Raw genomic sequence first — 23472 nt, 5'->3', positions numbered from 1 at the left:
TCTCTGAAGAAGTTAAAGAAATGCTCACCATTAAAAATGCATACTGGATAAGGCTTTTTTGACTCGCGTTACGATAAGGAGAGGGCAGCGTAACGGGTAATCCTGACCAGGAGAAGGCGAATGATAATGATTTTATTTCTTATTAAAAGATGGCAGTTGTCTGTTAATCTGTGTCTGAATAATTAACCCTGAAAATGCGACAAAGGTTGTCGCAAACGACAAATCGTGACCAAATTTTCAGATATCCCGCGAGGAGGGCGATGAAAGGCCAAATACCGCAGCTCAAGCCTGAGATGCTGACTGCAACCCCGGCACCCACAGCGGTAGCCTATTTTTATGCCCAGGAGCAGGCGCAGGCCTGGCATTCGCACGCAACGGTGCAGTTAACCTGGTGCAGCCGTGGCGCGCTGACCATCCACACCGAGCAGGCGAGCTGGACGCTACCCCCCTGGCGAGGACTGTGGATACCCTCGGGGCTGCCACATCAAACCCATGCTCAGGCCGGTACGCAAACCCACAATCTCTACCTGTCTGATGCGGGGGAAAAAAAATGTATTGAAGCGTTATGTCCGCTGCAGGTGACTCCGCTGGTGCATCAGTTGGTCAATGAACTGCATGCGCAGCACCCGTCACGCAATGCATTGATTCTGCCACTGTTATTCAATGAATTGAGCCAGGCAACGCCTGCCATGGTGGGGTGTCTGCCGAGGGTGACCGAGCCGCGATTGCGGGCGTTAACCGGGATGCTGCTCGCGCAGCCAGACAACAATGCCACGCTGGAGACGTTGAGTCAGCAATTGGGGACAACATCGCGTACCATCGCCCGTTTGTTCCGTCAGCACACCGGTATGACGTTTGCACAGTGGCGGCAGCAGCTCACCATTATGGCGTCCATTCATCAGTTGTCCCAGGGCGTGTCGGTGGAAGAGATCGCCCTTCGGCAGGGATATTGCAACGGCAGCGCGCTGATTACCATGTTCAGCAAGGTACTGGGAATGACGCCGCAACGCTACTTTGCGCTTAAGAGTTGATATGTTCCTTGCAGTAGCGACGTTTCCAGCCCGCCGGGGTCAGACCGGTATGTTTACGAAAGATCTGGCGAAAGTAGCTGGTGTCGTTGAATCCGCACTGTCGGCCCACTTCGGTCAATGACAACGAATTGTTGATCAGTAGCTTCTCGGCCATCAGCACCCGCTGGCGGTGGAGGGCTTCCGTCAGCGTCAGACGAAAGGTACGGCGATAAACGCGTCCGAGATAATCGGCGTTGCAGTGCAGCTCTTTTGCCAGTGAGGAGGTGGAGAGCGGCAGGTGGAATTGGGTGCGGATGATCTGATGGGCTTTCCACGCCAGCGCCAGTCCGGGGCTATCATTGGCGCTCTCCTGCGCAGCGGGCGCGGCGATTTGTTGCAGGATCAGCAATAAAATACACTCCAGCGCGATGCTGCGGTGAATGTTTTCCTGCTCGCTGAGAAACTGGCGAAACAGTGAAATGACGTATTGGGGATCGCTGACGCGCGTGTACTGAGGGATGTCGAGGTGCGCTGGATGTAACCCCGTTTCACCCATCCCTTTCAGCCAGTCAAAATGCAGCCAGTAGAATTTGAGGTCAGCAGGAAACGCGCCTTCCCCCACATGGCGATGCCCAGGACGCAGCAGCAAGCTCTCGCCCGCCTGCACGGTAAACAGACGATCATCTTCGCGGATTTGCAGTTGGCCGCGCTCGACAAAAATCACTTCCCACGAAGTCAGGGTGCGTGCCGGATGGCTTCCCACCCCACGTGAAATAAACAACCCGCCATTCTGTACCTGAATCGGAAACGCTATGGATAATTCGAGCATCGGTATTCACTTTTTCGCTTGTTTAACGGCGTAAAATTCATTTTGTGATTGATTATTAAACATTAATTACTTCGATGCCCGATCCAGTTCACATTTTGCGAACAAGGTCGGAATTACCCCCTTTTTATACTTTTCCCTTCCCTTGTTGCCCGTAGTATTCCGGGCAGAATAAATCCGTACCCACGAATAAGCCCGCCCAGATGCGGGTAATGGACTCTGACCCTGATGAGGAGTTGGCAATGACTTCTACCCCGATTACCCAAACCGAACTGGCGCAGCAGGCCACGAGCGATGCGCTCTCCCTGCGTGAGAAAATCGGTTACGGGTTGGGTGACGCCGGTGGCACGGTGATCACCTGCCTGATCATGAATTTCCTGACATTTTTCTATACCGATGTCTTCGGCCTGACACCCGCGCTGGTCGGAACGCTGTTTATGGCGCTACGCGTATTTGATGCGGTATCCGATCCGATCATGGGCATCCTGGCTGACCGTACTCAGAGCCGCTGGGGACGCTTTCGCCCGTGGCAGCTTTGGATTGCCGTGCCGATTGGCATCATCGGCGTACTGACCTTTACCGTCCCTGATGTCAGCATGAACATGAAGATCGTCTGGGCGTTCGGCACCTATCTGTTGCTTTCGGTCAGCTATACCGCGATTAACGTGCCTTACTGCGCGCTGATTAACACCATGACCAGCCGTCATAGCGAAGTGATTTCCTGCCAGTCATGGCGTTTTGTGTTGTGTGGCGTGGCGGGTTTTCTGGTTTCGGTCGGCCTGCCGTGGCTGGTTGCAACGTTGGGTAACGGCAATGCCGCACAAGGCTATCAATTGGGCGTGGGGATACTGTGTAGCGTAGCGGTGGTGATGTTCCTGTGCTGCTTCTTCTGGGTACGTGAGCGTGTCTCACTTGACCACATGGGTAAATTTACCCTGCGCGAGCATCTGGCCGGATTACGCCAAAACGACCAACTGTTATTGATGCTGTTGATGTCATTCCTGTTGATCAATGTGTTCAACATCCGGGGTGGCGGGTACATGTACTTCATCACCTATGTCTTGCAGGGCAGTACCGCTTACACCTCATTGTTTTTTACCATGGTGACCTTTGCCTCGATCCTGGGTTCGGTGCTGGTCAGCCCGCTGTCAAAACGCGTGGACACCGTCAGACTTTACTACTGGACCAACATCGTGCTGGCGGCGCTGGCGGTGTTGATGTGGTTGCTGCCCACCGGCCCGGCCTGGCAAACCCTGTGGCTGGCGGTGATCCTCGGCAATGGCGTCATCCTTGGCTTCACGTTGCCGCTGCATTTTGCGCTGATGGCCTTTGCCGATGATTACGGCGAATGGAAAACCGGCGTGCGCTCTTCGGGGATGAACTTTGCCTTTAACCTGTTTTGCATCAAGCTTGCCTGGGCTTCCAGTGCCGGGATTATCAGCCTGGTGTTTATCTTCGTCGCTTATCAACCTGGCGCAGGCAACCAGACAGCGGCATCTCTGCACGGCATGACCAGCATGGAAACCCTGCTGCCTGCCCTGTTTCACTTGCTGCTGGCGTTTACCATTCTTGCCTGCAAACTCAATAATCCCTTGATGGCGCGTATTGCCAGCGATCTGCGTGTCCGCCATGTTCAGTCTTAAGGAGAACATTATGTCTGTGATGGAAGTCGATCTGCATAAGCTTAAAATTAACGATCCGTTTCTGGGTCAGTATCAGCAACTGGTGCGGGAGGTCGTGATCCCTTATCAGTGGGAGGCGCTGAACGATCGTATTGCGGAAGCCGATCCCAGCCATGCGATTGAAAATTTCCGCATCGCCGCCGGGTTACAGAGCGGTGAGTTCTACGGCATGGTGTTTCAGGACAGTGACGTGGCAAAGTGGCTGGAAGCGGTGGCCTGGTCGCTTTGCCAGCAGCCGGACGCGGAGCTGGAGAAAACCGCCGATGAAGTGATTGAACTGATCGCCGCCGCCCAGTGTGACGATGGCTATCTCAACACCTATTTCACCGTCAAAGCGCCTGGCGAACGCTGGACCAACCTCGCGGAATGTCACGAGCTGTATTGTGCCGGGCATATGATCGAGGCCGGTGTCGCGTTCTTTCAGGCGACCGGCAAACGCCGTTTGCTGGAGGTGGTGTGTAAACTTGCCGACCATATCGACAGCGTGTTCGGACCGGGCGACACGCAGTTGCACGGTTATCCGGGGCACCCGGAAATTGAACTGGCGTTGATGCGCCTGCATGAAGTGACGCAGCAGCCACGTTACCGGGCACTGGTAAACTACTTTGTCGAGCAGCGTGGCACGCAGCCGCATTTCTACGATAGCGAATATGAAAAGCGCGGCAAAACCTCTTACTGGAACACCTATGGCCCGGCATGGATGGTCAAAGATAAAGCCTACAGCCAGGCCCATCAGCCGATTGCCGAGCAACAAACCGCGATCGGCCATGCGGTACGCTTTGTCTATCTGATGACCGGGGTGGCGCATCTGGCGAGGCTCAGCCAGGATGAGGCGAAACGTCAGGACTGTTTGCGCCTGTGGCATAACATGGCTCAGCGTCAGTTGTACATCACCGGCGGTATCGGTTCGCAAAGCAGCGGCGAAGCCTTCAGCAGTGATTACGATTTGCCGAACGACAGCGTATATGCCGAAAGTTGTGCATCAATTGGTCTGATGATGTTTGCCCGCCGCATGCTGGAGATGGAGGCCGACAGCCAATACGCCGATGTGATGGAACGGGCGTTGTATAACACTGTGCTGGGCGGTATGGCACTGGACGGCAAACACTTCTTCTACGTTAATCCGCTGGAGGTACACCCAAAAACCCTCAGCTTTAACCATATCTATGATCACGTCAAACCGGTGCGCCAGCGTTGGTTCGGTTGTGCCTGCTGCCCGCCCAACATTGCCCGTGTACTGACCTCTCTCGGTCATTACATCTACACGCCGCGTGAAGAGGCGTTGTATATCAATCTCTATGTCGGCAACAGCCTTGAAGTGCCGGTGGGCGAGCAGACTCTGCGATTGCGCATCAACGGCAACTTCCCGTGGCAGGAGACGGTAACCATCACCATTGATTCACCGCAACCGGTGCAACACACGCTGGCGTTACGCTTGCCGGACTGGTGCGATGCGCCACAGGTCACACTGAACGATGCCGCGGTAGCCAGCGATATTCGGAAAGGCTATCTGCACATCAACCGTAGCTGGAGCGAGGGCGATACCCTGACGCTGACCTTGCCGATGCCGGTACGTCGCGTCTATGGCAATCCGCTGGTGCGTCATGTGGCGGGCAAAGTGGCGCTGCAACGTGGGCCGCTGGTGTATTGTCTTGAGCAGGCGGATAACGGTGAGGAGCTGCATAACCTGTGGCTACCGCAGACGGCGACTTTCCGTACCTTCGAAGGCAAGGGGTTGTTCGCGCACAAGGTACTGATTCAGGCCGAAGGCAGCAAACACAGCACCCGCGCGCCGGAGCAACAATCACTGTGGCACTATGACCACTCTCCCGCTATTCGCCAGACGCAGACCCTGACCTTTATTCCGTGGTTTAGCTGGGCTAACCGTGGGGAAGGGGAGATGCGTATTTGGGTGAATGAGGGCTAAGCCTGTCGGCGAGGGCAGCAGTTATCTGCCCTTTGTAGTTAGATTTTTTGTTGATTAACGCGAGCCATCAGTTGCTGGTGGCTTTCTTTACGTTCGCTATAACGATCTGCCAGATATGCGGTATGACTTTTGAGAATCAGCGTGATTTTGAAGAGCTCTTCGACCACATCAACGATACGATCGTAATAAGCAGAGGGCTTCATTCGGCCTTCCTCATCAAATTCCTGCCAGGCTTTAGCAACCGATGATTGATTCGGAATGGTGAACATCCGCATCCACCGCCCCAGTACACGCATCTGATTCACTGCATTAAATGATTGTGAACCGCCGCAAACCTGCATCACTGCCAGGGTTTTTCCCTGAGAAGGGCGGATTGCACCTTCCGTCAACGGAATCCAGTCGATCTGAGCTTTGAGGATACTGCTCATTGCACCGTGGCGCTCGGGGGAACTCCACACCATACCATCGCACCATCTGACCAGGCTTCGTAACTCCAGCACCCTGGGATGGGTTTCGGGAGCATCGTCCGGCAGTGGCAAGCCAGACGGATTAAATATCACCGCCTCTGCGCCCATTTGGGTCAGTAGTCGTGCGGCTTCTTCAGCACAAAACCTGCTGAAAGAACGCTTCCGAACTGAACCATAAAGGATGAGGAATTTTGGTGGCTGTCCAACACTGCCAAGGTTTTTAGCGATGGCCGGATCAAAGTGCCCGGCATCCAGGGCGGGGAAAACCTGCATGATAAATTCTCCAGTGGTCAAAATTTTCCATTACTATTAACATATATGAATTATCATATGTATTAAATTTTCACTGGACGATGAAAGATGCACCCTGTTCAACTTTTCAAACTGCTGGCTGACGAAACACGCACGACGATTATGTTGCTGTTACGTGAGGCTGGCGAGCTGTGTGTATGCGACCTTTGCGTTGTTACAGACCAGTCTCAGCCGAAGGTATCGCGGCATATTGCTTTACTTCGCGATGCTGGCCTGGTCCTGGATCGGCGCCAGGGCAAATGGATTTATTACCGTCTCTCGCCACACATACCCGCTTGGGCGGCAAGCATTATTGATGCTGCCTGGGATAGCCAGCGAAGTGCAATACGGGAAGCATTAGCGCGTACAACGGCTGATGCTTGCAGATGAACACATGCGCTAAAACATAGGTGTCTGGCTGTTGGAAAACATCGATGTGAGAACCACCATGACTGATATCACCCTCTATCACAACCCTGCGTGTGGCACGTCACGCAACACGTTGGCATTAATTCGTAACAGCGGCGTTGAACCTGTAATCATTCTTTATCTGGAGACGCCACCGGATCGGGACAAGTTAAAAGAACTGATAGGCGCAATGGGTATTAGCGTGCGCGCATTACTCCGCACGAATGTCGATCCTTACCAGGTGCTCGGTTTGGTGGATGAGCATTTCAGTGATGATCAATTGCTTGATGCGATGTTGGCACATCCTATCCTGATCAATCGTCCAATTGTGGTAACGCCATTAGGAACGCGTTTATGCCGTCCCTCAGAGGTGGTGCTTGATATCCTTCCTGATCCACAACAGGGGGAGTTCAGCAAAGAGGACGGCGAAAAAGTGATTGATAAGGATGGTAACAGGCTGGTGTGATGACGACATTTTTATAAAAAAAGCAGCCATGAAGGCTGCTTTTTTTTGGGAATTTTGGTCGGCACGAGAGGATTTGAACCTCCGACCCCTGACACCCCATGACAGTGCGCTACCAGGCTGCGCTACGTGCCGAACGTGGAGGCATATACTACCTTTTCCGCGCACGATTGCAAGATGCTACGGATTTAACTGCCTCATAATTAATCAGTTTGCGATGAAACGCTTCTGTTCAGTCAACACTTGCAACAGCAACGCCAGCTGCGGTTTGTGATCTCTCAGGGGTTTCCCCTGCGCATTATAGGCGTAGTAGCTGCCATTGTTGTTCAGCACCAGCGTAATTTCCGGCGTGGTCACCACCAGCCTGCCATCTTCACTGCTCGCCACCCAGTTATGGCTGCGCTGTGCCGCAAACAGATCTTCACCCTGTGAGTAGTTTACCGGGTTGGTGCGCACATGTAGCAGACGCTGCATCAGTGTGGTCATCACATCCTGTTGATCGGTCAGGCGGTCGATGGTCTGTGCTGGCGTATTTGGCCAGTGCACCACCAGCGGCACCTGGAGAGTGGCGCGATTACCTGGGTTGTCATCATCACCATCCAGCGCAATGGCGCGCTGAGCGGTAATCACCACCACGGTATTTTTCAACAAATCACGCTCCTGCAACGTTTGCAGTACCGCAGCGATTTGGTTGTCAACGCCAGCGGCCTGGCGCAGATAGCTGCGCTGTTGGGCTTTAACGGTATCGCCATTGACGGTGACACCGTTCAGTGCCACCCATGAGAACCACGGAGCGCTGTTGTCTTTCTGTCCATTCAGCCAGTTTTGCCACTGGGCAACCGTCGCGCTATTGGGCTGGCTGTCCATCGTTGGCAGCGAATAATCCGCCAGCAATGCCTGGCGATACAGTGGCTGGTTGAAGCCATCGGACGAGAACAGGCCGAACTGATAGCCCTGACTGTTCAGCGCGCTGAGCAAGGCTGAAGGCATACGTGCGGCCAGCACACCATCCATATAGCTGGAGGAGATGCCATAGAACAGGCCAAACAGCCCTTTTTCCGGCTGATTGCCCGCGCTGTAGTGCTGCGTGAAACGCACATTGTCGCTGGCAAATTGATTGAGCGACGGCAGCGCTTTGTCTACCGTGGCATTGTTGAGGCCATTGACCGTCAGCACCAGCAAGTTATGTCGTGTGCCACCATCGCGGAAGGTAATATCGCTAAGCGGATACTGTACCGATAAGGCTTCCGGGTCCCCTTGCTGCACCAGACGACGTTGATACTCCTGGGCATCCAGCAGGCCATGGCGTTCAAGGAAGCGCCGCGCCGTCATCGGGTAGGAGAGCGGCAGGTTCGCGCGCTGCATGGTAATCGGGCGATAGAAATTGGCATCAGCCCAGATATACAGCAGATGGCTGGCGAAGAACGCCGAGATAAACAGTGCGGCCAGCGGCTTGCCAAATGAGCGGCGGTTGAGGCTGCGTAGTTTCTGCCAGCTCCAGGTGGCGAACAGCATCTCCACCAGAAAAATGATCGGCACGCCAATAAACATCAACTGCCAGTCGCGCGCCATCTCGCTTTGATCGGGGTTAATCACCAGTTCCCACACCACCGGATTGAGGTGGAGATGGAAGCGATTGAACACCGCGCTGTCGACCATAATCAGCGTCAGGCCCGCCGTGGCGATAATCGCCGACAGGAATCTCAACAGCCGTTGCGACATCACCACGAAGGTGAGGGGAAAGATTATTAGCAGATAGCCGGCAAACACCAGGAAGCTAAAATGGCCAATCCAACTGCTGTAAGCATAGATACGACCAGCCAGCGAGGCAGGCCAGTCGGAAACCAACAGGTAGCGGCTGCCTAAAATTAACGCGAAGATAATATTAAACAGGGCAAACCAGTGCCCCCAGCTGATCATCTGGGAGACTTTTTCACGGTAGCGCTGCCGGTTGGTTACCATATTATAAGGTCAAATCTGCAAATTAATGGGCGTTGTCATCGCGAACCGATGCTTGCAAAGCCTCGGCAAAAGATCGCGCCAGGCTGCGGCGCTGCGCCGGAGAGACACTGGTGTTGATCAAATTGGTTACCATATTTCCCAGTACCATCAGGGAAAGGTCGGTTGGCGCTTTGTCTTTTTCAAGAACCTGCGCCAGTTGCGCGAGGAGTTTCTCTACGCGTTCGTCACTGTAACGGGATGATTGTGGCATATCGTCGACTAATCAAGTATCAAAAGGCGGTATATTACCGTAACAACGCGATTTTTTCCGCAATTTTATCGAAAGAGAAATGTTCGCGTTATGCATGGAGTTGAAAGCTACGGCGGGCGGTGTTTGAATACGCGCCTGAGCTTAAAGGAGAGTCTATCATGAGTCTGGATATCGACCAGATCGCCCTGCATCAGTTAGTCAAACGTGATGAAAACCAGCTGGAGCTGGTGCTGCGCGACACTCTGCTGCCTGCCACCCAAGCGGTGGAGGCGATGGCAGAGGAGTTACATCGGGTTTATAGCGCCAAAAACAAAGCCTATGGGCTGTTTGATGCGGAAAGCGAGCTGGCTGCTGCATTGCGTAATTGCCGCAAAGGGGAAGATGATTTTCTGGCTTTCAGTCGTGTGGCAACCGGCCGTCTGCGCGATGAGCTGAGCAAATACCCGTTTGCTGAAGGCGGTATTGTGCTGTTTATCCATTATCGTTACCTGGCGGTGGAGTATCTGCTGGTGGCCGTGCTTAACAGCCAGTCCAGTATGCGCGTTAACGAACAGCTGGATATCAGCAGCACCCACTATCTTGATATCAACCATGCGGATATCGTGGCGCGGATTGATCTCACCGAATGGGAAACTAACCCGGAATCCACCCGTTATCTGACGTTTTTGCGTGGGCGAGTCGGGCGCAAGGTCGCTGACTTCTTTATGGATTTCCTTGGTGCCAGCGTCGGTCTGGATACCAAAGCGCAGAACCGTGGTTTGTTGCAGGCGGTAGATGATTATTGCGCGGAATCGAATCTGGATAAAAATGAGCGCCAGAATTATCGTCAGCAGGTCTACAGCTACTGCAACGATCAGCTACAGGCGGGTGAGGAGATTGCGCTGGAAGATCTCTCGAGTGAACTGCCGCCACTGGGCGAGAAAACCTTTCAGGCGTTTACCCAGGAGCAGGGCTATGAACTGGAAGAGCACTTTCCTGCCGACCGCAGCACGCTGCGTCAGTTGACCAAATTTGCCGGTAGCGGGGGTGGCTTAACCCTGAATTTCGATGCCATGCTGTTGGGCGAGCGTATTTTTTGGGACCCGGCGACCGACACCTTGACCATCAAAGGGACGCCGCCGAATCTGCGCGATCAGTTGCAACGTCGCACCGGTGGAAACTGATTTTTGCCCATAAAAAAACGCCGCAGATGCGGCGTTTTTTCTTCAACTCGTCAGGCGATTAAGCGCGAACGAAGTCGATGTGGTGCAGTTTCGGCTTGAACGGGTGACGCTGTACAGCCTGAACTTTAACCTTGGTTTCTTTACCGTCAACAACGATGGTCAGAACTTCAGAGTAAAAACCTTCTTTAGCCTGCATGTTCATGATTGAATCGTGATCCAGTTCGATAGAAACCGGTGCTTCAGTTCCGCCATAAACGATGGCCGGGAACTTGTTAGCGTGGCGCAGGCGGCGGCTCGCACCCTTACCCTGCTCTTTACGTGCTTCTGCGTTGATAGTGAACATCTTAATGTCTCTTCGTTGATTCCTGCTACAGGCGACCCAGCAACAGGACGATTATTCAAACGCTCTTGCGGATGCAAAAGCGGGCGGCATTATAGCCGCTATCCCCGCAGCGGGCAAATGATTCCGTGGTTTATCGCAGCTCGTTGGCGCGCCGAAAACGGCCCTGATAATCAAACACCTTTTCACGCACCTGCCAGAAATGGCCTTTGGCACGCGCCACAACAAAATCAGGGTGACGTAACAAGGGTTGTAACGCCACGACATCAGCGGCGGTCTGCCATCCCAATGGCACGCCAGGCGCGCGTTGGTGCGGGCGCATAAACAGCTGCTCAAAGGCTTTGCGCTGTGCGGGCGTATGCAGACGGAAGCGCTCACTTACGTCCAGCCCATCTTCATCGTAGTAGGTGGCCTTTAACCATTCGCCTTTCTCGTCTCGTCCTTGCGTCAGTGTCATACCGCCACAGCGTAATACCCGGGCATCTTTCAGCTTCAGCGCCGCTTTCAGCATATCGTCGGGATCGACCAGCACCTTGTCACATTGCTGGCAGCGACGCGCAGCAATATCGTTTTCTACGCCACAATCCGGGCAGCTTTTAAAGCGGAAGCGGTAATCACATTGTTCGCGCAGGCCGTCATCATCTTCCAGTACCCCCTGACAGCGGCGACCAAAATGCTCAATCACATGGCCATCGGCGGTGGCTTTGCCCCAGAAGGTGTTGGCGAAGCCGCAGGCCGGACAAAACACCTGCACGGGTTGATTGTCACTGGCACCTTTAGGCGCACCGACTTCTGGCGTAAAAAGATCATGCGGGTTGCCAGCGTAATCGAGGATCAGGCAATCGGTTTTGCCGGGGGCAAGCCGCAGGCCGCGCCCGACAATCTGTTGATACAGGCTGACGGATTCGGTCGGACGCAGGATGGCGATCAGATCGACATGGGGGGCATCGAATCCGGTGGTCAGCACCGCAACATTGACCAGAAATTTCAGTTGCTGTGCCTTGAAAGCGTTAATCAGCCGGTCACGCTCTTTCACGGCGGTTTCTGCCGAGACCAGCGCACTGTTCTCCGGCAGTAACGACAGCACTTCCCGTGCATGCTCGACGGTAGCGGCAAAAATCATCACCCCACGTCGATCTTCGGCAAATTCCACGATCTGCTGGATGATGTGCGGCGTGACGCGTTGTTGTTGTTGTTGCAACTCGCGATTCAGATCGGCTTCGCTAAACAGGCCATTGTTTTGCGGGATCAGGCGACTGAAATCATATTGCACCACCGGCATATCTAATCGCTCCGGCGGCACCAGGAAGCCGTGCTTGATCATATAGCGCAGCGGCAATTCGTAGATGCAGTCACGAAACAACGCGTTTTCGTCACCGCCTACCATGCCGTGATAATGAAACTGATAGATCCAACCCTTACCCAGGCGGAAGGGCGTCGCCGTCAATCCCAGCAGGCGGAGCTGTGGATTATGCTGACGCAGATGGGTGAAGAGTTGCTGATACTGGCTTTCGCTCTGGTCGCTGATGCGATGACACTCATCGACAATCACCAGCGAAAAGGCGCTATCGAAACGGTCAAGATTACGCGCCACCGACTGTATGCTGCCAAACACCACTTTGCGTTCGCTCTGTTTGCGTTGCAGACCGGCGGCAAAGATATCCGCGTCCAGACCCCAGGCCTGATATTTGCTGTGGTTCTGCTCCACCAGTTCTTTCACATGCGCCAGTACCAACACGCGTCCACGCGCCAGCCGGGCCAGTTCGGCGATGACCAGACTTTTACCTGCCCCGGTGGGCAGCACGATGACGGCAGGCGAGGCATGCTGGCGGAAATGGGCGATGGTCGCGTTTACCGCCTCTTGTTGATAGGGGCGTAGGGTGAAAGACATCGGCAAAAACTTTTTTCTGAAACGGACGCGCATTATGCCATGAAAGGGCGTGAAACGCAGGATCAGCTCTGTTAGCCGCCGATGGTTCAGGCTATACTGACCTCACATTTTCAACGGATAAAAACACCGTTTCAGTTTCCCTCCGCAGTAACAGGCAAAGCGAATTCATGCGACTCGACAAATTCATATCTCAGCAACTGGAAATCAGCCGTGCCATCTCCGCACGTGAAATCCGCGCGAAAAAAATCACCATCAATGGCGAAGTGGTGCGCGATACCGCCTATAAGGTACTGCCGGATGACGACGTCGCCTATGACGGCAACCCGTTGGCGCAGCAGCACGGTCCGCGTTATTTCATGCTGAACAAGCCGCAGGGTTATGTCTGCTCCACCGATGACCCGGATCATCCAACCATTCTGTTCTTTATTGAAGAGCCGATGGTCGGGAAGCTGCATGCGGCGGGGCGTCTGGATATCGACACCACCGGACTGGTACTACTGACCGACGACGGCCAGTGGTCACACCGTATTACCTCACCGCGTCACCACTGTGAAAAAGTCTATCGCGTTGGCGTTGAGTCGCCGATAGATCCGTCACTGGTGGAAAAATTTGCTGCCGGGATACAGCTGCACAACGAAAAAGATCTGACCAAACCGGCAACGCTGGAGATTGTGGGGCCGCAGGAAGCCCTGCTGACCATTAGCGAAGGACGATATCACCAGGTAAAACGCATGTTTGCCGCATCAGGTAACCATGTGGTGACGCTGCACCGTGAACGTATCGGCGATATCGTGCTTGATGCGGACCTCGCGGAAGGTGAGTACCGTGAATTGACCGAGGAAGAAGTTGCCAGCATTGGCTTGCCTGACGAACTAAAACAACCGAAATAGCGGGAGCATGTGGTGCCAAAGGAAAAGAACTCACCGGTCGGGTTAGTGGTTATTCTCGGATTGCTGGCGATGTTGATGCCGCTCTCCATCGATATGTATCTGCCAGCCATGCCGCAAATTGCGCGTCAGTTTGCGGTGTCATCCGGCAGCGTACAGATGACGTTAAACCTGTATATCTTCGGTTTCGCGATTGGTCAGTTGGTGTATGGCCCGCTGGCCGACAGCTATGGCCGTAAGCCGGTGATCGCCCTTGGTACGCTAATTTTTGCCTGTGCGGCGGCGGCTTGTGCGTTGTCACAAACCATTGATCAATTGATTTTCATGCGTTTTCTGCACGGGCTGTCGGCGGCGGCGGCCAGCGTGGTGATTAACGCCCTGATGCGCGACAGTTATTCGAAAGAGGACTTCTCGCGCATGATGTCATTCGTCATGCTGATCACCACCATTGCGCCGTTGATGGCACCGATTATCGGTGGCTGGTTGCTGCTGTTGTGGAGCTGGCACGCTATCTTCTGGACCCTGTCGGTGGCCGCTATCGTGACCACGGTATTGGTGGTGACGCAGATCCGCGAGACGCTAAAACCGGAGCAACGACAGCGGTTTCATCTGCGTACCACGCTGGGCAATTTTGTCGCGCTGGTGCGCCATAAACGCGCCTTCAGTTATATGCTGGCGAGTGGCTTCTCCTTTGCCGGGCTGTTTGCCTTTCTCAATGCCGGTCCTTTTGTTTATATCGAGATTAACCACGTTTCGCCGCAGAATTTTGGCTACTACTTCGGCCTCAACGTGGTGTTTCTGTTTGTCATGACGCTGATCAACAGCCGTGCCGTGCGGCGTTTTGGCCCACTGGCAATGTTCCGCATCGGCCTGGTGATCCAGTTCTGCATGGGCATTTGGCTGCTGGTGGTGAGCGCGCTGGGGCTCGGGTTTCTGCCATTGGTGCTGGGCGTGGCGATGTTTATCGGCTGCGTCTCGACCGTCTCTTCCAATGCGATGGCGGTGGTGCTGGATGAGTTCCCGCATATGGCAGGCACCGCATCCTCGCTTGCGGGCACGCTACGTTTCGGCGTTGGCGCGCTGGTCGGAGCCTTGTTATCAATGGTCAATGTCAGCAGTGCCTGGCCGATGGTAGCGACCATTGCGTTGTGCGCCACCGTTTCCATCTTGCTGTTCAGTTACGCGTCACGCCCCCGTCACGCGATTGCCTGATCTGACAAGGCCTCCAGACTCGTAACAGCGCGATTTATCGCGTAATGCTTGTCAGTTAAGGCCATATATGGGGTAAGGCTGTCATTTTTTAAGGAATTGCAGCCTTTTTCATGTGTGCTCTGCTGTGGGCCATAGCCCCTCTGCTGCTGCCGGGCAGTCCTCGCGCCGCTGACGCGGTGCCTTCGGCTCCAACGTCGTGCCGACGGACCGTTCGGGGAAGTCCATCCCTGTCCACCCCGAACTGACACACGCATCCCTGCGTGTGTCTCCTGGCACAACGTCAAAGCCTCAGCGCTGCGGATAGCCCTTTGCAGCAGCAGAGGAGCGATGGCCATCACGATTGTGCCCTTTCTGACAACACACACCGATGCTTTGGAGCAGGCTGGGGCCGCTCAGGGGCAGGCAATCCGCAGCGCTGAACAGAGTGAGTCTGCCAGGAGAGTGCGCATGGATGCGCGCGAAAGGCGGGGTGGGACAGGGATGTGCCATCGCCGCCGGTCCGTCAGGCAGACGAATGACGTGAAGGCACCGCGTCAGCGGCGCGAGGACCGCCAGCCCCTGAGCGACACCAGACGGCGTTATCACCGATTGCTTAACTGACAAGCATTACGCGATTTATCGCGCCGTTACGGTTTATGGAATACCTTTCCCGCCAGTAATGTTTCCATATTGTGAAAATTAATAAGTAAAAAAGTAACGGTATTGCGTCTAAAATGATTGTTAACTGCCGCTGAACAGGGTACATATAGCGATAAATGCGAGCAAACTCGCAAATAATAACTCTGCTATAGGCTTTGTGTTTAAAACGAGAAGGCTAACCTTGACGTCCATATTCTGAGTTAACCAGGAAAAAGGATTCACTGCGTGTACGCCGTTCGTTGTGAATAACGTTAACGTCTCTGGGGATGACATATCTATGCTGCAACTTTCCGTTGTGCATCGACTGCCGCAACACTACCGCTGGTCGGTTGATCATGTGGGTGAGATTGAGCGCCAGGAACCTGCCGATGCTGCTAACGACCAGGACCTGGTCGCATTACGCTTGCTTAGCCATGATGGTCATCCGGCGATGGAAATTCTGCGCCAATTGCAGGACACGCTGGCGCAGATCCAGGTGGAATGCAAAATCGCGCAATGTGAAGGGCAGCCCTGCCTGCTGATTCAGCGCGGCGATGAAAGCGCCACCAACTGCTGCCTGAAGAATCAGGGTGTGGCCATCGCGGAAACCTTTGACGGCCATTAATTCAGGCTTTCACCTTGTGCAGACGCCAATAGCTGACGTGTATACGCTTGCGTCGGCGCGTCAAACAGCGCATCACATGCACCTTGCTCTACCACTTCTCCCTGGCGCAGCACAATCAGCTGATGGCACAGGGCGCGTACCACCTGCAAATCGTGGCTGATAAACAGATAAGCCAACTGATGCTGCTGCTGTAAGCGGCGTAGCAGGTTGAGGATCTGTTTCTGCACCGAACGATCAAGTGACGATGTTGGCTCATCCAGCACCATCAGTTGTGGTTCGAGAATAAGTGCCCGGGCGATGGCAATGCGCTGGCGCTGACCGCCAGAGAATTCCGCCGGATAGCGTGAACGGCTCTCTGCTTCCAGCCCGACTTCTTCCATCACCGCAATCACTTTAGCCTCCTGTTCGGCGGCACTGAGTGACGGGCGATGCACCGCCAGGCCTTCAGCAATAATCTGCTGCACCGTCATCCGTGGATTGAGTGACGAGTTCGGGTCCTGAAACACCACCTGAATTTTTTCCCGTAACGGCAGCAACTGCCTGGCTGACAGTTGGTGCAGCGGCTGCTTGTCGAACCAGATTTCCCCACGCGCCGCAATCAGACGCAGCAGTGCCAGCCCGGTGGTGCTTTTGCCGGAACCAGACTCACCCACCAGGCCAAGGCTTTCACCGCGTCGCAGGGTAAAGCTCAGATCGCTGACCGCCATTTTCTCCGCCACGGTACGTTTTAACAGGCCACGGCGTACCGGAAAGCCGACATGCAGGTTCTTCACCTCTAGCAGCGGATCGCTCTCGCTCAGGGGCGCGGGTCGGCCATCGGGTTCAGCCGCCAGCAATTCGCGGGTATAGGGCTGCTGCGGCTGACTGAACAGGTTCGCACAGCGGTTATGTTCGATTTCCCGGCCATTGCGCATGACGGTCACGTTATGTGCCAGCTGACGCACGATGTTGAGGTTGTGGGTGATAAACAACATCCCCATGTTCAGTTCGCGTTGCAGTTCGCGCAGTAATTGCAGAATCTGCGCCTGCACCGTGACATCCAGCGCCGTGGTCGGTTCATCAGCAATCAACAATTTGGGCTGCGTCAGCAGTGCCATGGCGATCATCACACGTTGACGTTCACCGCCAGAGAGTTGATGGGGGAAATCCTGCAAACGCGTAGCCGCCTGGCGAATACCGACGCGATCAAGGCAACTGAGAATCTCCGCCCGCGCCGCTTCACGTCGCATTCCCCGGTGCAGCGACAGCACTTCATACAGCTGCTTTTCCACGTTATGCAGCGGATTGAGCGACACCATCGGCTCCTGAAAAATCATCGCCATCTGGTTGCCACGCAAACCGCGAAGCGTGCGCTCACTGGCCTGAAGCAGGTTCTGGCCATTAAACAGAATCTCACCGCGCGGATAGTGGACGGGGGGCTGCGGCAGCAGGCGCATAATCGACAGCGCGGTGACGCTTTTACCTGAGCCAGATTCGCCAACCAGCGCCAGGGTTTCACCCGCGTCAACACGCAGCGAAATATCGTCCACCACGGTGCGTTGCTGGAACGCGACGGCGAGGTGATTAACCGTCAATAAGTTGCTCATTTATCTCCCCCGGCTCGGATCGAAGGCGTCACGCACCGCTTCACCAATAAAAATCAGCAGCGACAACAAAATCGCCAGTGCAAAAAAGCCCGCCAGCCCAAGCCACGGTGCCTGCAAATTATTCTTGCCCTGTAACAACAGTTCACCCAGGGAGGGCGAACCCACTGGCAGGCCAAAGCCAAGGAAATCGAGTGAGGTTAGCGTGGTGATGGAGCCACACAGGATAAACGGCAAAAAGGTTAAGGTCGCGACCATCGCGTTGGGCAACATGTGGCGCAGCATGATGCGGCTATCGCTCACGCCCAGTGCCCGGGCAGCACGGATATAGTCAAAGTTACGGGTACGCAAAAATTCTGCACGCACGACACTGACCAGGCTCATCCAGCCAAACACCACGGTTACCAGCAACAACCACCAAAAACCCGGCTGAATAACGCTGGAGAGCAAGATTAATAAAAACAGCGATGGCATACCGGACCACACTTCAATCAGGCGTTGCCCGACTAAATCGACGCGCCCCCCGAAATAGCCCTGTACTGCGCCTACCACAATGCCAATCACGCTGGAGAACAGCGTCAGCAGCAGGCCAAACAACAGCGAAATTCGTGTGCCATACAACAGGCGCGCCAACACATCACCACCGTTAGCATCCGTACCGAGCCAGTTCTGCGCGGAGGGTGGCGAAGGGAAGGGGACGTTGGTGGCAAAGTTGATGGTGCTGTCGCTGAAACGAATCGGTGCCCAGATGGCCCAACCTTGTTGGTCAATACGCTGTTTCAGCCACGGGTCCTGATAATCTGCCGGGGTCGAAAAATCCCCGCCGTAATCGCTTTCGCTGTAGTTAAACAGCAGCGGGACGTACCAGCGCTGCTGATAATGCACCAGTAGCGGTTTATCGTTAGCCAGTAACTCAGCGCCCAACGACAGCAGGAAGATGATCAGGAAAATCCATAACGACCAGTAACCCCGTCGGTTATGGCGAAAACGCTGCCAGCGCTGCTGGTTTAACGGAGACAAGCGCATCAGCGACCCTCAAAATCAATGCGTGGATCGACCAGGGTGTAGGTCAAATCACTGAGAATGTTCATCAGCAAGCCAATCAGGGTGAAAATGTACAGCGTGCCAAACATCACCGGGTAATCGCGCTGGATGGTGGCATCGTAGCCCAACAGGCCAAGTCCGTTCAGCGAGAACATGACTTCAATCAGCACCGAACTGGTGAAAAACATGCTGATAAAGGTGGCGGGGAAACCGGCGATGACCAATAGCATCGCGTTACGGAACACGTGACCATACAGGATGCGTTTTTCATCGAGGCCTTTCGCGCGCGCGGTAACCACATATTGTTTGCGGATCTCATCGAGAAAGGAGTTTTTGGTCAGCATGGTCAGGGTGGCAAAGCCACCGATCACCGTCGCCAGCACCGGCAGCGTGATGTGCCACAGATAATCAGTGATTTTGCCGTACCACGGCAAGGTGTCGAATTGCGGCGATGTCAGGCCACGTAGCGGGAACCAGTCGAGATAGCTGCCCCCGGCAAACAACACAATCAGCATCACGCCGAACAGAAATGCCGGGATGGAGTAACCAATAATAATGAAACTGCTGCTCCAGATATCGAAAGCGCTGCCGTTACGTACCGCTTTTTTAATACCCAGTGGGATCGACACCAGATAAATGATCAGCGTGCTCCATAACCCAAGGCTGACAGAGACCGGCAAACTCTCTTTGATCAACTGCAGCACTGACGAACTGCGAAACAGGCTATCGCCAAAATCAAAGCGCACGTAGTTCCACAGCATCTCCACGTAGCGCTGCCACATCGGTTTGTCGAAACCGTAACGTTTTTTGATTTCGGCAATCACTTCGGGATCGAGACCACGGGCACCGCGATACTGGCTATCACCGGGATTATCGCGACTCAGTGCTCCGCGCGCGCCACCCCCGCTGTCGCCAGCTGCCGCGCCGGGAATCCCGCTACTGTGACCAAACTGGATATTCGCCAGCGCCTGATCCACCGGCCCGCCGGGCGCGATTTGCACGATAAAAAAGTTAAGCGTGATAATTGCCCACAGGGTGGGGATGATCAGCAGTAGTCTGCGCAGGAAATAAGCACCCAAACCGCACTCCTCAGCGTCGATCGGCCGGCAAACGCGCGGCTTTGTTCACATCGTACCACCAGTTTTCCAGCCCGGTGGCGAAGGCGGGCTTAATTTCGGGGTGCGAGAATTTATCCCAGTATGCCAGCCGTTGTTCGGCGTTGTACCACATCGGGATCATGTAAGCGCGCCACAACAGGATGCGATCCAGCGCCTGACCCAACGGCAGCAAGGCTTGCTCATTGCCCTGGTCTGCGACGATCTGCTGCACGAAGTGATCAACGATGGGATCTTTAACCCGGGCGGTGTTCCATGTTGATTCGATATATTCGGACTGCCAGATAGTTTGCAGATCGGTCGATGGCCACGGCATCGCATAATAGGTTGAGGGCGTCATATCGTAATCGCCGTGACGCAGGCGACGCAGATATTGTGAGCTATCCACCTGACGCAGCGAAACCTGGATACCCAGCCGCGCCAGGCTGTGCTGGAACGGCAAGGTCCAGTCATTGGTTGAACCGCTGTTCAGCAGCAGCTCAAAGCGGAATGGCTGACCGGTTTTCGTATTGACCAACTGCTGGTTTTTAATCTCCCAACCGGCCGCTTTCAGCAGGTTCATCGCTTTGAGCAAATTGCCCCGATCGAAACCACTGCCGTCGGAGCGCGGTGGGGTGTATTCATTGTTAAACACCTCGGGCGGCAGCTCGGCTTTGTAAGGTGCCAGCAAAATGAGCTGGGCGGCATCCGGATACCCTTTTGCCGCGTAAGCGGTGTTCTGGAAGTAGCTGCTGGAGCGTTTATACGCGCCGTAAAACAGCGCCTTATTCATCCATTCAAAATCAAAGGCAAGGCTTAGCGCCTGGCGCACCCGCAAATCCTGAAACAGGGGTTTTTCATTATTAAACGCCAGCCAACTGGTATTGGTGGAGACATCATTTGGCGTGACCTGCTTGACGATGGCGCGGTTGTCAAAATTTCGGCCACGATATTGCGTCGCCCACTTCTTCGCGGACCCTTCAACGCGCAGGTCGAAAGCGCCCGCTTTAAAGGCCTCAAACGCCACGTTATCGTCGAGATAATAGTCATAGCGGATGGTGTCGAAATTGAAACGCCCGCGATTGACCGGCAGATTGGCGGCCCAGTAATTTTTCACCCGACTGTACTGAATAAACTGCCCGGATTTATACGACGTAACGCGGTAAGGACCGCTGGCAAGCGGGGGATAACCAATCGGCTCGTTGAATTTTTTATCCTGCCAGAACTTTTGCGCCAACACTGGCAGCGTCAGCCAACTGAGGGCTAAATCTTTATCCGGCTTCGGCAAATCAATGCGCACCGTCAGTCGGTTTAGCGCTTTGACTTCGACGCCGCGAAACGCCACGCGAAACTGCGGTACACCTTCGGTCATAAACTTCTGAAAGGTGAAGGCCACATCCTGCGCAGTAATCGGCGTGCCATCCTGGAACTGTGCGTGTGGGTTAATGGACACTTCCATCCAGTGAAAATCGCTGGGATAACGCGCGGATTCAGCAATCAGGGGATAATAGCTGGCGGGTTCATCATCAGAAGTGGTAAACAGGCCGTCATACAGGGTGTCAGTTGCTGCCCCCGGATTGCCGCGCGAGGCATAGCGGTTGAAGTTATCGAACGTACCGATCATCGCCAGCGTCAGCTTGCCCCCTTTGGGCGCCGCCGGGTTAGCATAATCATAGTGGGCGAAGTTCACCCCGTATTTAGGCTCGCCCAGCTTGGCAAAGGCATAGCTTTCGTTGATGGTTTCCGCATGTACCGACGACATGACACAGCCCAGCAATAATGCTGTGATTAAACGAAGCAGCATAAGAGGGACGCTCTCCTTTCGTTATCCGCACCTTATGGTAGCAGTTTCATGACACGCGCGTGACGTTAACCGGCGGTGGCTAGCTGTTGCTGTTGATAATAATTCACCAGATTTTCCGGTTTCAGCGGGCGACTGAACAGATACCCCTGCAAATGCGTCACCCCACGATTAACCAGCCAGGCTGCCTGGTCACCGGTTTCCACCCCTTCCGCCACGGTTTTCAGATTCAATTTTTTCGCCAGCAGCAGCACCGCATCCAGCACCGGTGACGTAACGGTTTCAGTGCCAATGCTTTGCACAAAACCACGGTCTATCTTGAGATAATCGAAGGGATATTTTTCCAGGTAGATCAACGCGCTGTGTCCGGTACCAAAATCATCAATCGCAATTTTGATGTCGTTTTCATGCAGCCAGGCAAAGATTTCACCGGCATTTTTCTCCTTCACCATGGTGCGTTCGGTAATTTCAAACACGTAGTTGAAGTGATTCGGCGGCATGTCGGCAATCCAGTCTTTCACGTCCTGCTGAAAGCTGTCGGCGGCGAGGTGTAACGGCGACAAGTTCAGGCCCATCCGCGTGCCGCGCGGCAATTGATGACACATTTGGTGAGCGTCGCGCGCGACCAACTTAAACAGATGACGGGTGAGGGGGATAATCAGATTCTGGGCTTCGGCGTAACTGATAAATGCATCAGGCGGGATCATGCCTTCGCTGGGATGAGTCCATCGTAGCAACGCTTCAACACCATAAGGTTTTCCGTCTTTGGCCGTGACCAGAGGCTGATACTCAACATGAAACTGGCCGCGTTTGATCCCCTGCATAATCTCTTTGCGAGGGTGTTGATGCATCATCAACAGCAACCAACAGGCACCGCCCACCAGCAGGGAAAATAACAGACCGCTGAGAATAATCAGATGATAATCACGTGAAGCGAGTGTCGAGCCATAAAGTACAAACTGCATGGTGCCGTGATTTAAGGTGATACTCGCCAGCGCCGCAGGTAAATCGCTGACCCGTACCACCCGGTTACTGCCGCTTAATATCGCCCGATCACCGACAATCAACGCCATACCGGTGATCTCCGGGTGATAAGAGGCGAGTAACTGGTAAGGCGTCAGGCTGAGGTTCATGGTGGTGAGAATGCCGGTCTCCTCATTGCCGGGATTTTTCATCCACAAGGCCAGCGCCGGTTTGGTCGGTTGCAGCGGCGTGCCTTCCAGTAAGCGTAAATCGCTATCACGTTCCAGCTCAGATTCGGGAGAGATATCCCCCACTGGCAGCAGGAAAGCGCCGGTGGCAGACGAGCAATAGGCATTACCACCCCGCACCAACAGAATGGCGCGAATATTACCGGCAAAAGCGGCGCGTGAGGTCAGCTCCCGGCCAACGCTGTTACACTCCAGCTGAGTATATTGCTGCAGCGGATAAAGGGTATTGACCAGGGTTGTCATCACCTGTTGTAAATCGTCCCGGCTGTGTGACAGCAATAATGCATGCTGCTGAACTCTTTTTTGCCAGGTCATCGTTAACAGGACAGTGACAAACAACAGAAAGAACACGGCGCCGACGATCACGCTGCTCCAGGCGATTCGGCGCGAATAGGTTGCATGACGTTTCAACGTCCCCGACAGTGGCATGGAGTGAATTCCCCTTGTCTTGCCATTTTATTATGTTAACCGCGCACTACTGCTATCTGGTGTCTTCCCGTCTTTCGTCCGGTTGCTGCTGCGTTTTTCGTCGCGGTGCAACCCGATTGAGTGAGGGTAAGTAAGTGAACGAGAATATAACGAGAGCGCGAGAAAAGTCTCGTTATATTTTTGATTCTCAATTACTTTTTATCGATTCTGATGGGTAAAAAAAAGCACGGACGAAAAAAAACGCTGCCGGGGCAGCGTTTTCTGATTCTCTGGCTGAGAGGATCTTCA

The 23472-nt window shown here is 54.3% G+C and carries 20 protein-coding genes and 1 tRNA gene; 9 read left to right on the top strand and 12 right to left on the bottom strand.

Annotated elements, in window-relative coordinates; translation table 11 throughout:
- The first annotated feature begins 260 nt into the window (after positions 1-260).
- On the top strand, positions 261-1031 hold the full coding sequence (locus PAT9B_RS13520) for a helix-turn-helix domain-containing protein (protein WP_013509835.1): 771 nt from the start codon (positions 261-263) through the stop codon (positions 1029-1031).
- Here PAT9B_RS13520 and PAT9B_RS13515 read toward each other — a convergent pair.
- A complete protein-coding gene (locus tag PAT9B_RS13515) occupies positions 1021-1839 on the bottom strand; it encodes an AraC family transcriptional regulator (protein ID WP_013509834.1) in 819 nt (272 codons plus the stop codon). The genes PAT9B_RS13520 and PAT9B_RS13515 overlap by 11 nt on opposite strands.
- A 239-nt stretch (positions 1840-2078) precedes the next feature.
- On the opposite strand from PAT9B_RS13515, the gene PAT9B_RS13510 reads away from it, so the two are divergent.
- Both PAT9B_RS13510 and PAT9B_RS13505 read left to right on the top strand, forming a co-directional pair.
- Positions 2079-3479 (top strand): MFS transporter, encoded by a 1401-nt coding sequence (locus PAT9B_RS13510; protein WP_013509833.1) that lies wholly within the window; start codon positions 2079-2081, stop codon positions 3477-3479.
- Positions 3480-3489: 10 nt separating this feature from the next.
- Positions 3490-5445, top strand: coding sequence for a glycoside hydrolase family 127 protein (locus PAT9B_RS13505; RefSeq protein WP_013509832.1), 1956 nt, complete (start codon positions 3490-3492; stop codon positions 5443-5445).
- 38 nt (positions 5446-5483) lie between these two features.
- Here the strand turns inward: PAT9B_RS13505 and arsH are convergent, their stop codons facing one another.
- On the bottom strand, positions 5484-6185 hold the full coding sequence (gene arsH / locus PAT9B_RS13500) for an arsenical resistance protein ArsH (RefSeq protein ID WP_013509831.1): 702 nt from the start codon (positions 6183-6185) through the stop codon (positions 5484-5486).
- Positions 6186-6272: 87 nt separating this feature from the next.
- Here arsH and PAT9B_RS29715 point away from each other — a divergent pair, with 87 nt between their 5' ends.
- Together PAT9B_RS29715 and arsC are read left to right on the top strand one after the other, a co-directional pair.
- Entirely contained in the window at positions 6273-6593 is a 321-nt protein-coding gene (locus PAT9B_RS29715; protein ID WP_013509830.1) for a metalloregulator ArsR/SmtB family transcription factor, read from the top strand.
- 58 nt (positions 6594-6651) lie between these two features.
- Positions 6652-7077 carry a glutaredoxin-dependent arsenate reductase gene (gene arsC, locus PAT9B_RS13495; protein ID WP_013509829.1) on the top strand — a complete coding sequence of 142 codons (426 nt, stop codon included), beginning with the start codon at positions 6652-6654 and terminating at the stop codon, positions 7075-7077.
- A gap of 55 nt (positions 7078-7132) precedes the next feature.
- Here the strand turns inward: arsC and PAT9B_RS13490 are convergent.
- The 3 genes from PAT9B_RS13490 to PAT9B_RS13480 form a co-directional block, all read right to left on the bottom strand.
- Positions 7133-7209, bottom strand: a tRNA-Pro gene (locus tag PAT9B_RS13490).
- A gap of 72 nt (positions 7210-7281) precedes the next feature.
- Positions 7282-9036 carry an LPS biosynthesis-modulating metalloenzyme YejM gene (yejM, locus tag PAT9B_RS13485; RefSeq protein ID WP_013509828.1) on the bottom strand — a complete coding sequence of 585 codons (1755 nt, stop codon included), beginning with the start codon at positions 9034-9036 and terminating at the stop codon, positions 7282-7284.
- A gap of 22 nt (positions 9037-9058) precedes the next feature.
- Positions 9059-9286, bottom strand: a complete 228-nt coding sequence (locus tag PAT9B_RS13480; RefSeq protein ID WP_013509827.1) for a YejL family protein — start codon at positions 9284-9286, stop codon at positions 9059-9061.
- A 158-nt stretch (positions 9287-9444) separates the two neighbouring features.
- Here PAT9B_RS13480 and yejK point away from each other — a divergent pair, with 158 nt between their 5' ends.
- Positions 9445-10449: a nucleoid-associated protein YejK gene (yejK, locus tag PAT9B_RS13475; protein ID WP_013509826.1), complete on the top strand. Its 1005-nt coding sequence runs from the start codon at positions 9445-9447 to the stop codon at positions 10447-10449.
- A 58-nt stretch (positions 10450-10507) separates the two neighbouring features.
- On the opposite strand, the gene rplY is transcribed toward yejK, so the two are convergent.
- Positions 10508-10792: a 50S ribosomal protein L25 gene (gene rplY, locus PAT9B_RS13470; protein WP_013509825.1), complete on the bottom strand. Its 285-nt coding sequence runs from the start codon at positions 10790-10792 to the stop codon at positions 10508-10510.
- 130 nt (positions 10793-10922) lie between these two features.
- On the bottom strand, positions 10923-12680 hold the full coding sequence (locus PAT9B_RS13465) for a DEAD/DEAH box helicase (protein ID WP_041525822.1): 1758 nt from the start codon (positions 12678-12680) through the stop codon (positions 10923-10925).
- A gap of 167 nt (positions 12681-12847) precedes the next feature.
- Here PAT9B_RS13465 and rsuA point away from each other — a divergent pair, with 167 nt between their 5' ends.
- The 3 genes from rsuA (at position 12848) to PAT9B_RS13445 (ending at position 16022) form a co-directional block, all read left to right on the top strand.
- The gene (rsuA, locus tag PAT9B_RS13460; RefSeq protein WP_013509823.1) at positions 12848-13570 is read left to right on the top strand and encodes a 16S rRNA pseudouridine(516) synthase RsuA; all 723 of its coding nucleotides are present in this window, start codon (positions 12848-12850) and stop codon (positions 13568-13570) included.
- Positions 13571-13582: 12 nt separating this feature from the next.
- Entirely contained in the window at positions 13583-14779 is a 1197-nt protein-coding gene (locus tag PAT9B_RS13455) for a Bcr/CflA family multidrug efflux MFS transporter (protein ID WP_013509822.1), read from the top strand.
- A gap of 916 nt (positions 14780-15695) precedes the next feature.
- Entirely contained in the window at positions 15696-16022 is a 327-nt protein-coding gene (locus tag PAT9B_RS13445; RefSeq protein WP_013509820.1) for a hypothetical protein, read from the top strand.
- Here the strand turns inward: PAT9B_RS13445 and yejF are convergent.
- The 5 genes from yejF to PAT9B_RS13420 all read right to left on the bottom strand — a co-directional run bounded on the left by yejF (position 16019) and on the right by PAT9B_RS13420 (position 23184).
- Entirely contained in the window at positions 16019-17608 is a 1590-nt protein-coding gene (gene yejF, locus PAT9B_RS13440; RefSeq protein ID WP_013509819.1) for a microcin C ABC transporter ATP-binding protein YejF, read from the bottom strand. The two genes, PAT9B_RS13445 and yejF, sit on opposite strands and share 4 nt — an antisense overlap.
- Positions 17609-18631, bottom strand: a complete 1023-nt coding sequence (locus PAT9B_RS13435; RefSeq protein WP_013509818.1) for an ABC transporter permease — start codon at positions 18629-18631, stop codon at positions 17609-17611.
- Entirely contained in the window at positions 18631-19728 is a 1098-nt protein-coding gene (locus PAT9B_RS13430; protein ID WP_013509817.1) for a microcin C ABC transporter permease YejB, read from the bottom strand. Before PAT9B_RS13430 ends, PAT9B_RS13435 begins: the two co-directional genes overlap by 1 nt.
- A 10-nt stretch (positions 19729-19738) precedes the next feature.
- Positions 19739-21547, bottom strand: coding sequence for an extracellular solute-binding protein (locus tag PAT9B_RS13425; protein WP_013509816.1), 1809 nt, complete (start codon positions 21545-21547; stop codon positions 19739-19741).
- Positions 21548-21612: 65 nt separating this feature from the next.
- Entirely contained in the window at positions 21613-23184 is a 1572-nt protein-coding gene (locus PAT9B_RS13420; RefSeq protein WP_013509815.1) for a cyclic di-GMP phosphodiesterase, read from the bottom strand.
- Between the last annotated feature and the right edge of the window lie 288 nt (positions 23185-23472).

The organism is Pantoea sp. At-9b (genome assembly GCF_000175935.2).
Lineage (GTDB): Bacteria > Pseudomonadota > Gammaproteobacteria > Enterobacterales > Enterobacteriaceae > Pantoea.
Note: the sequence above shows the minus strand (reverse complement) of the source record. Positions and strands in the feature narration are given on the sequence as shown.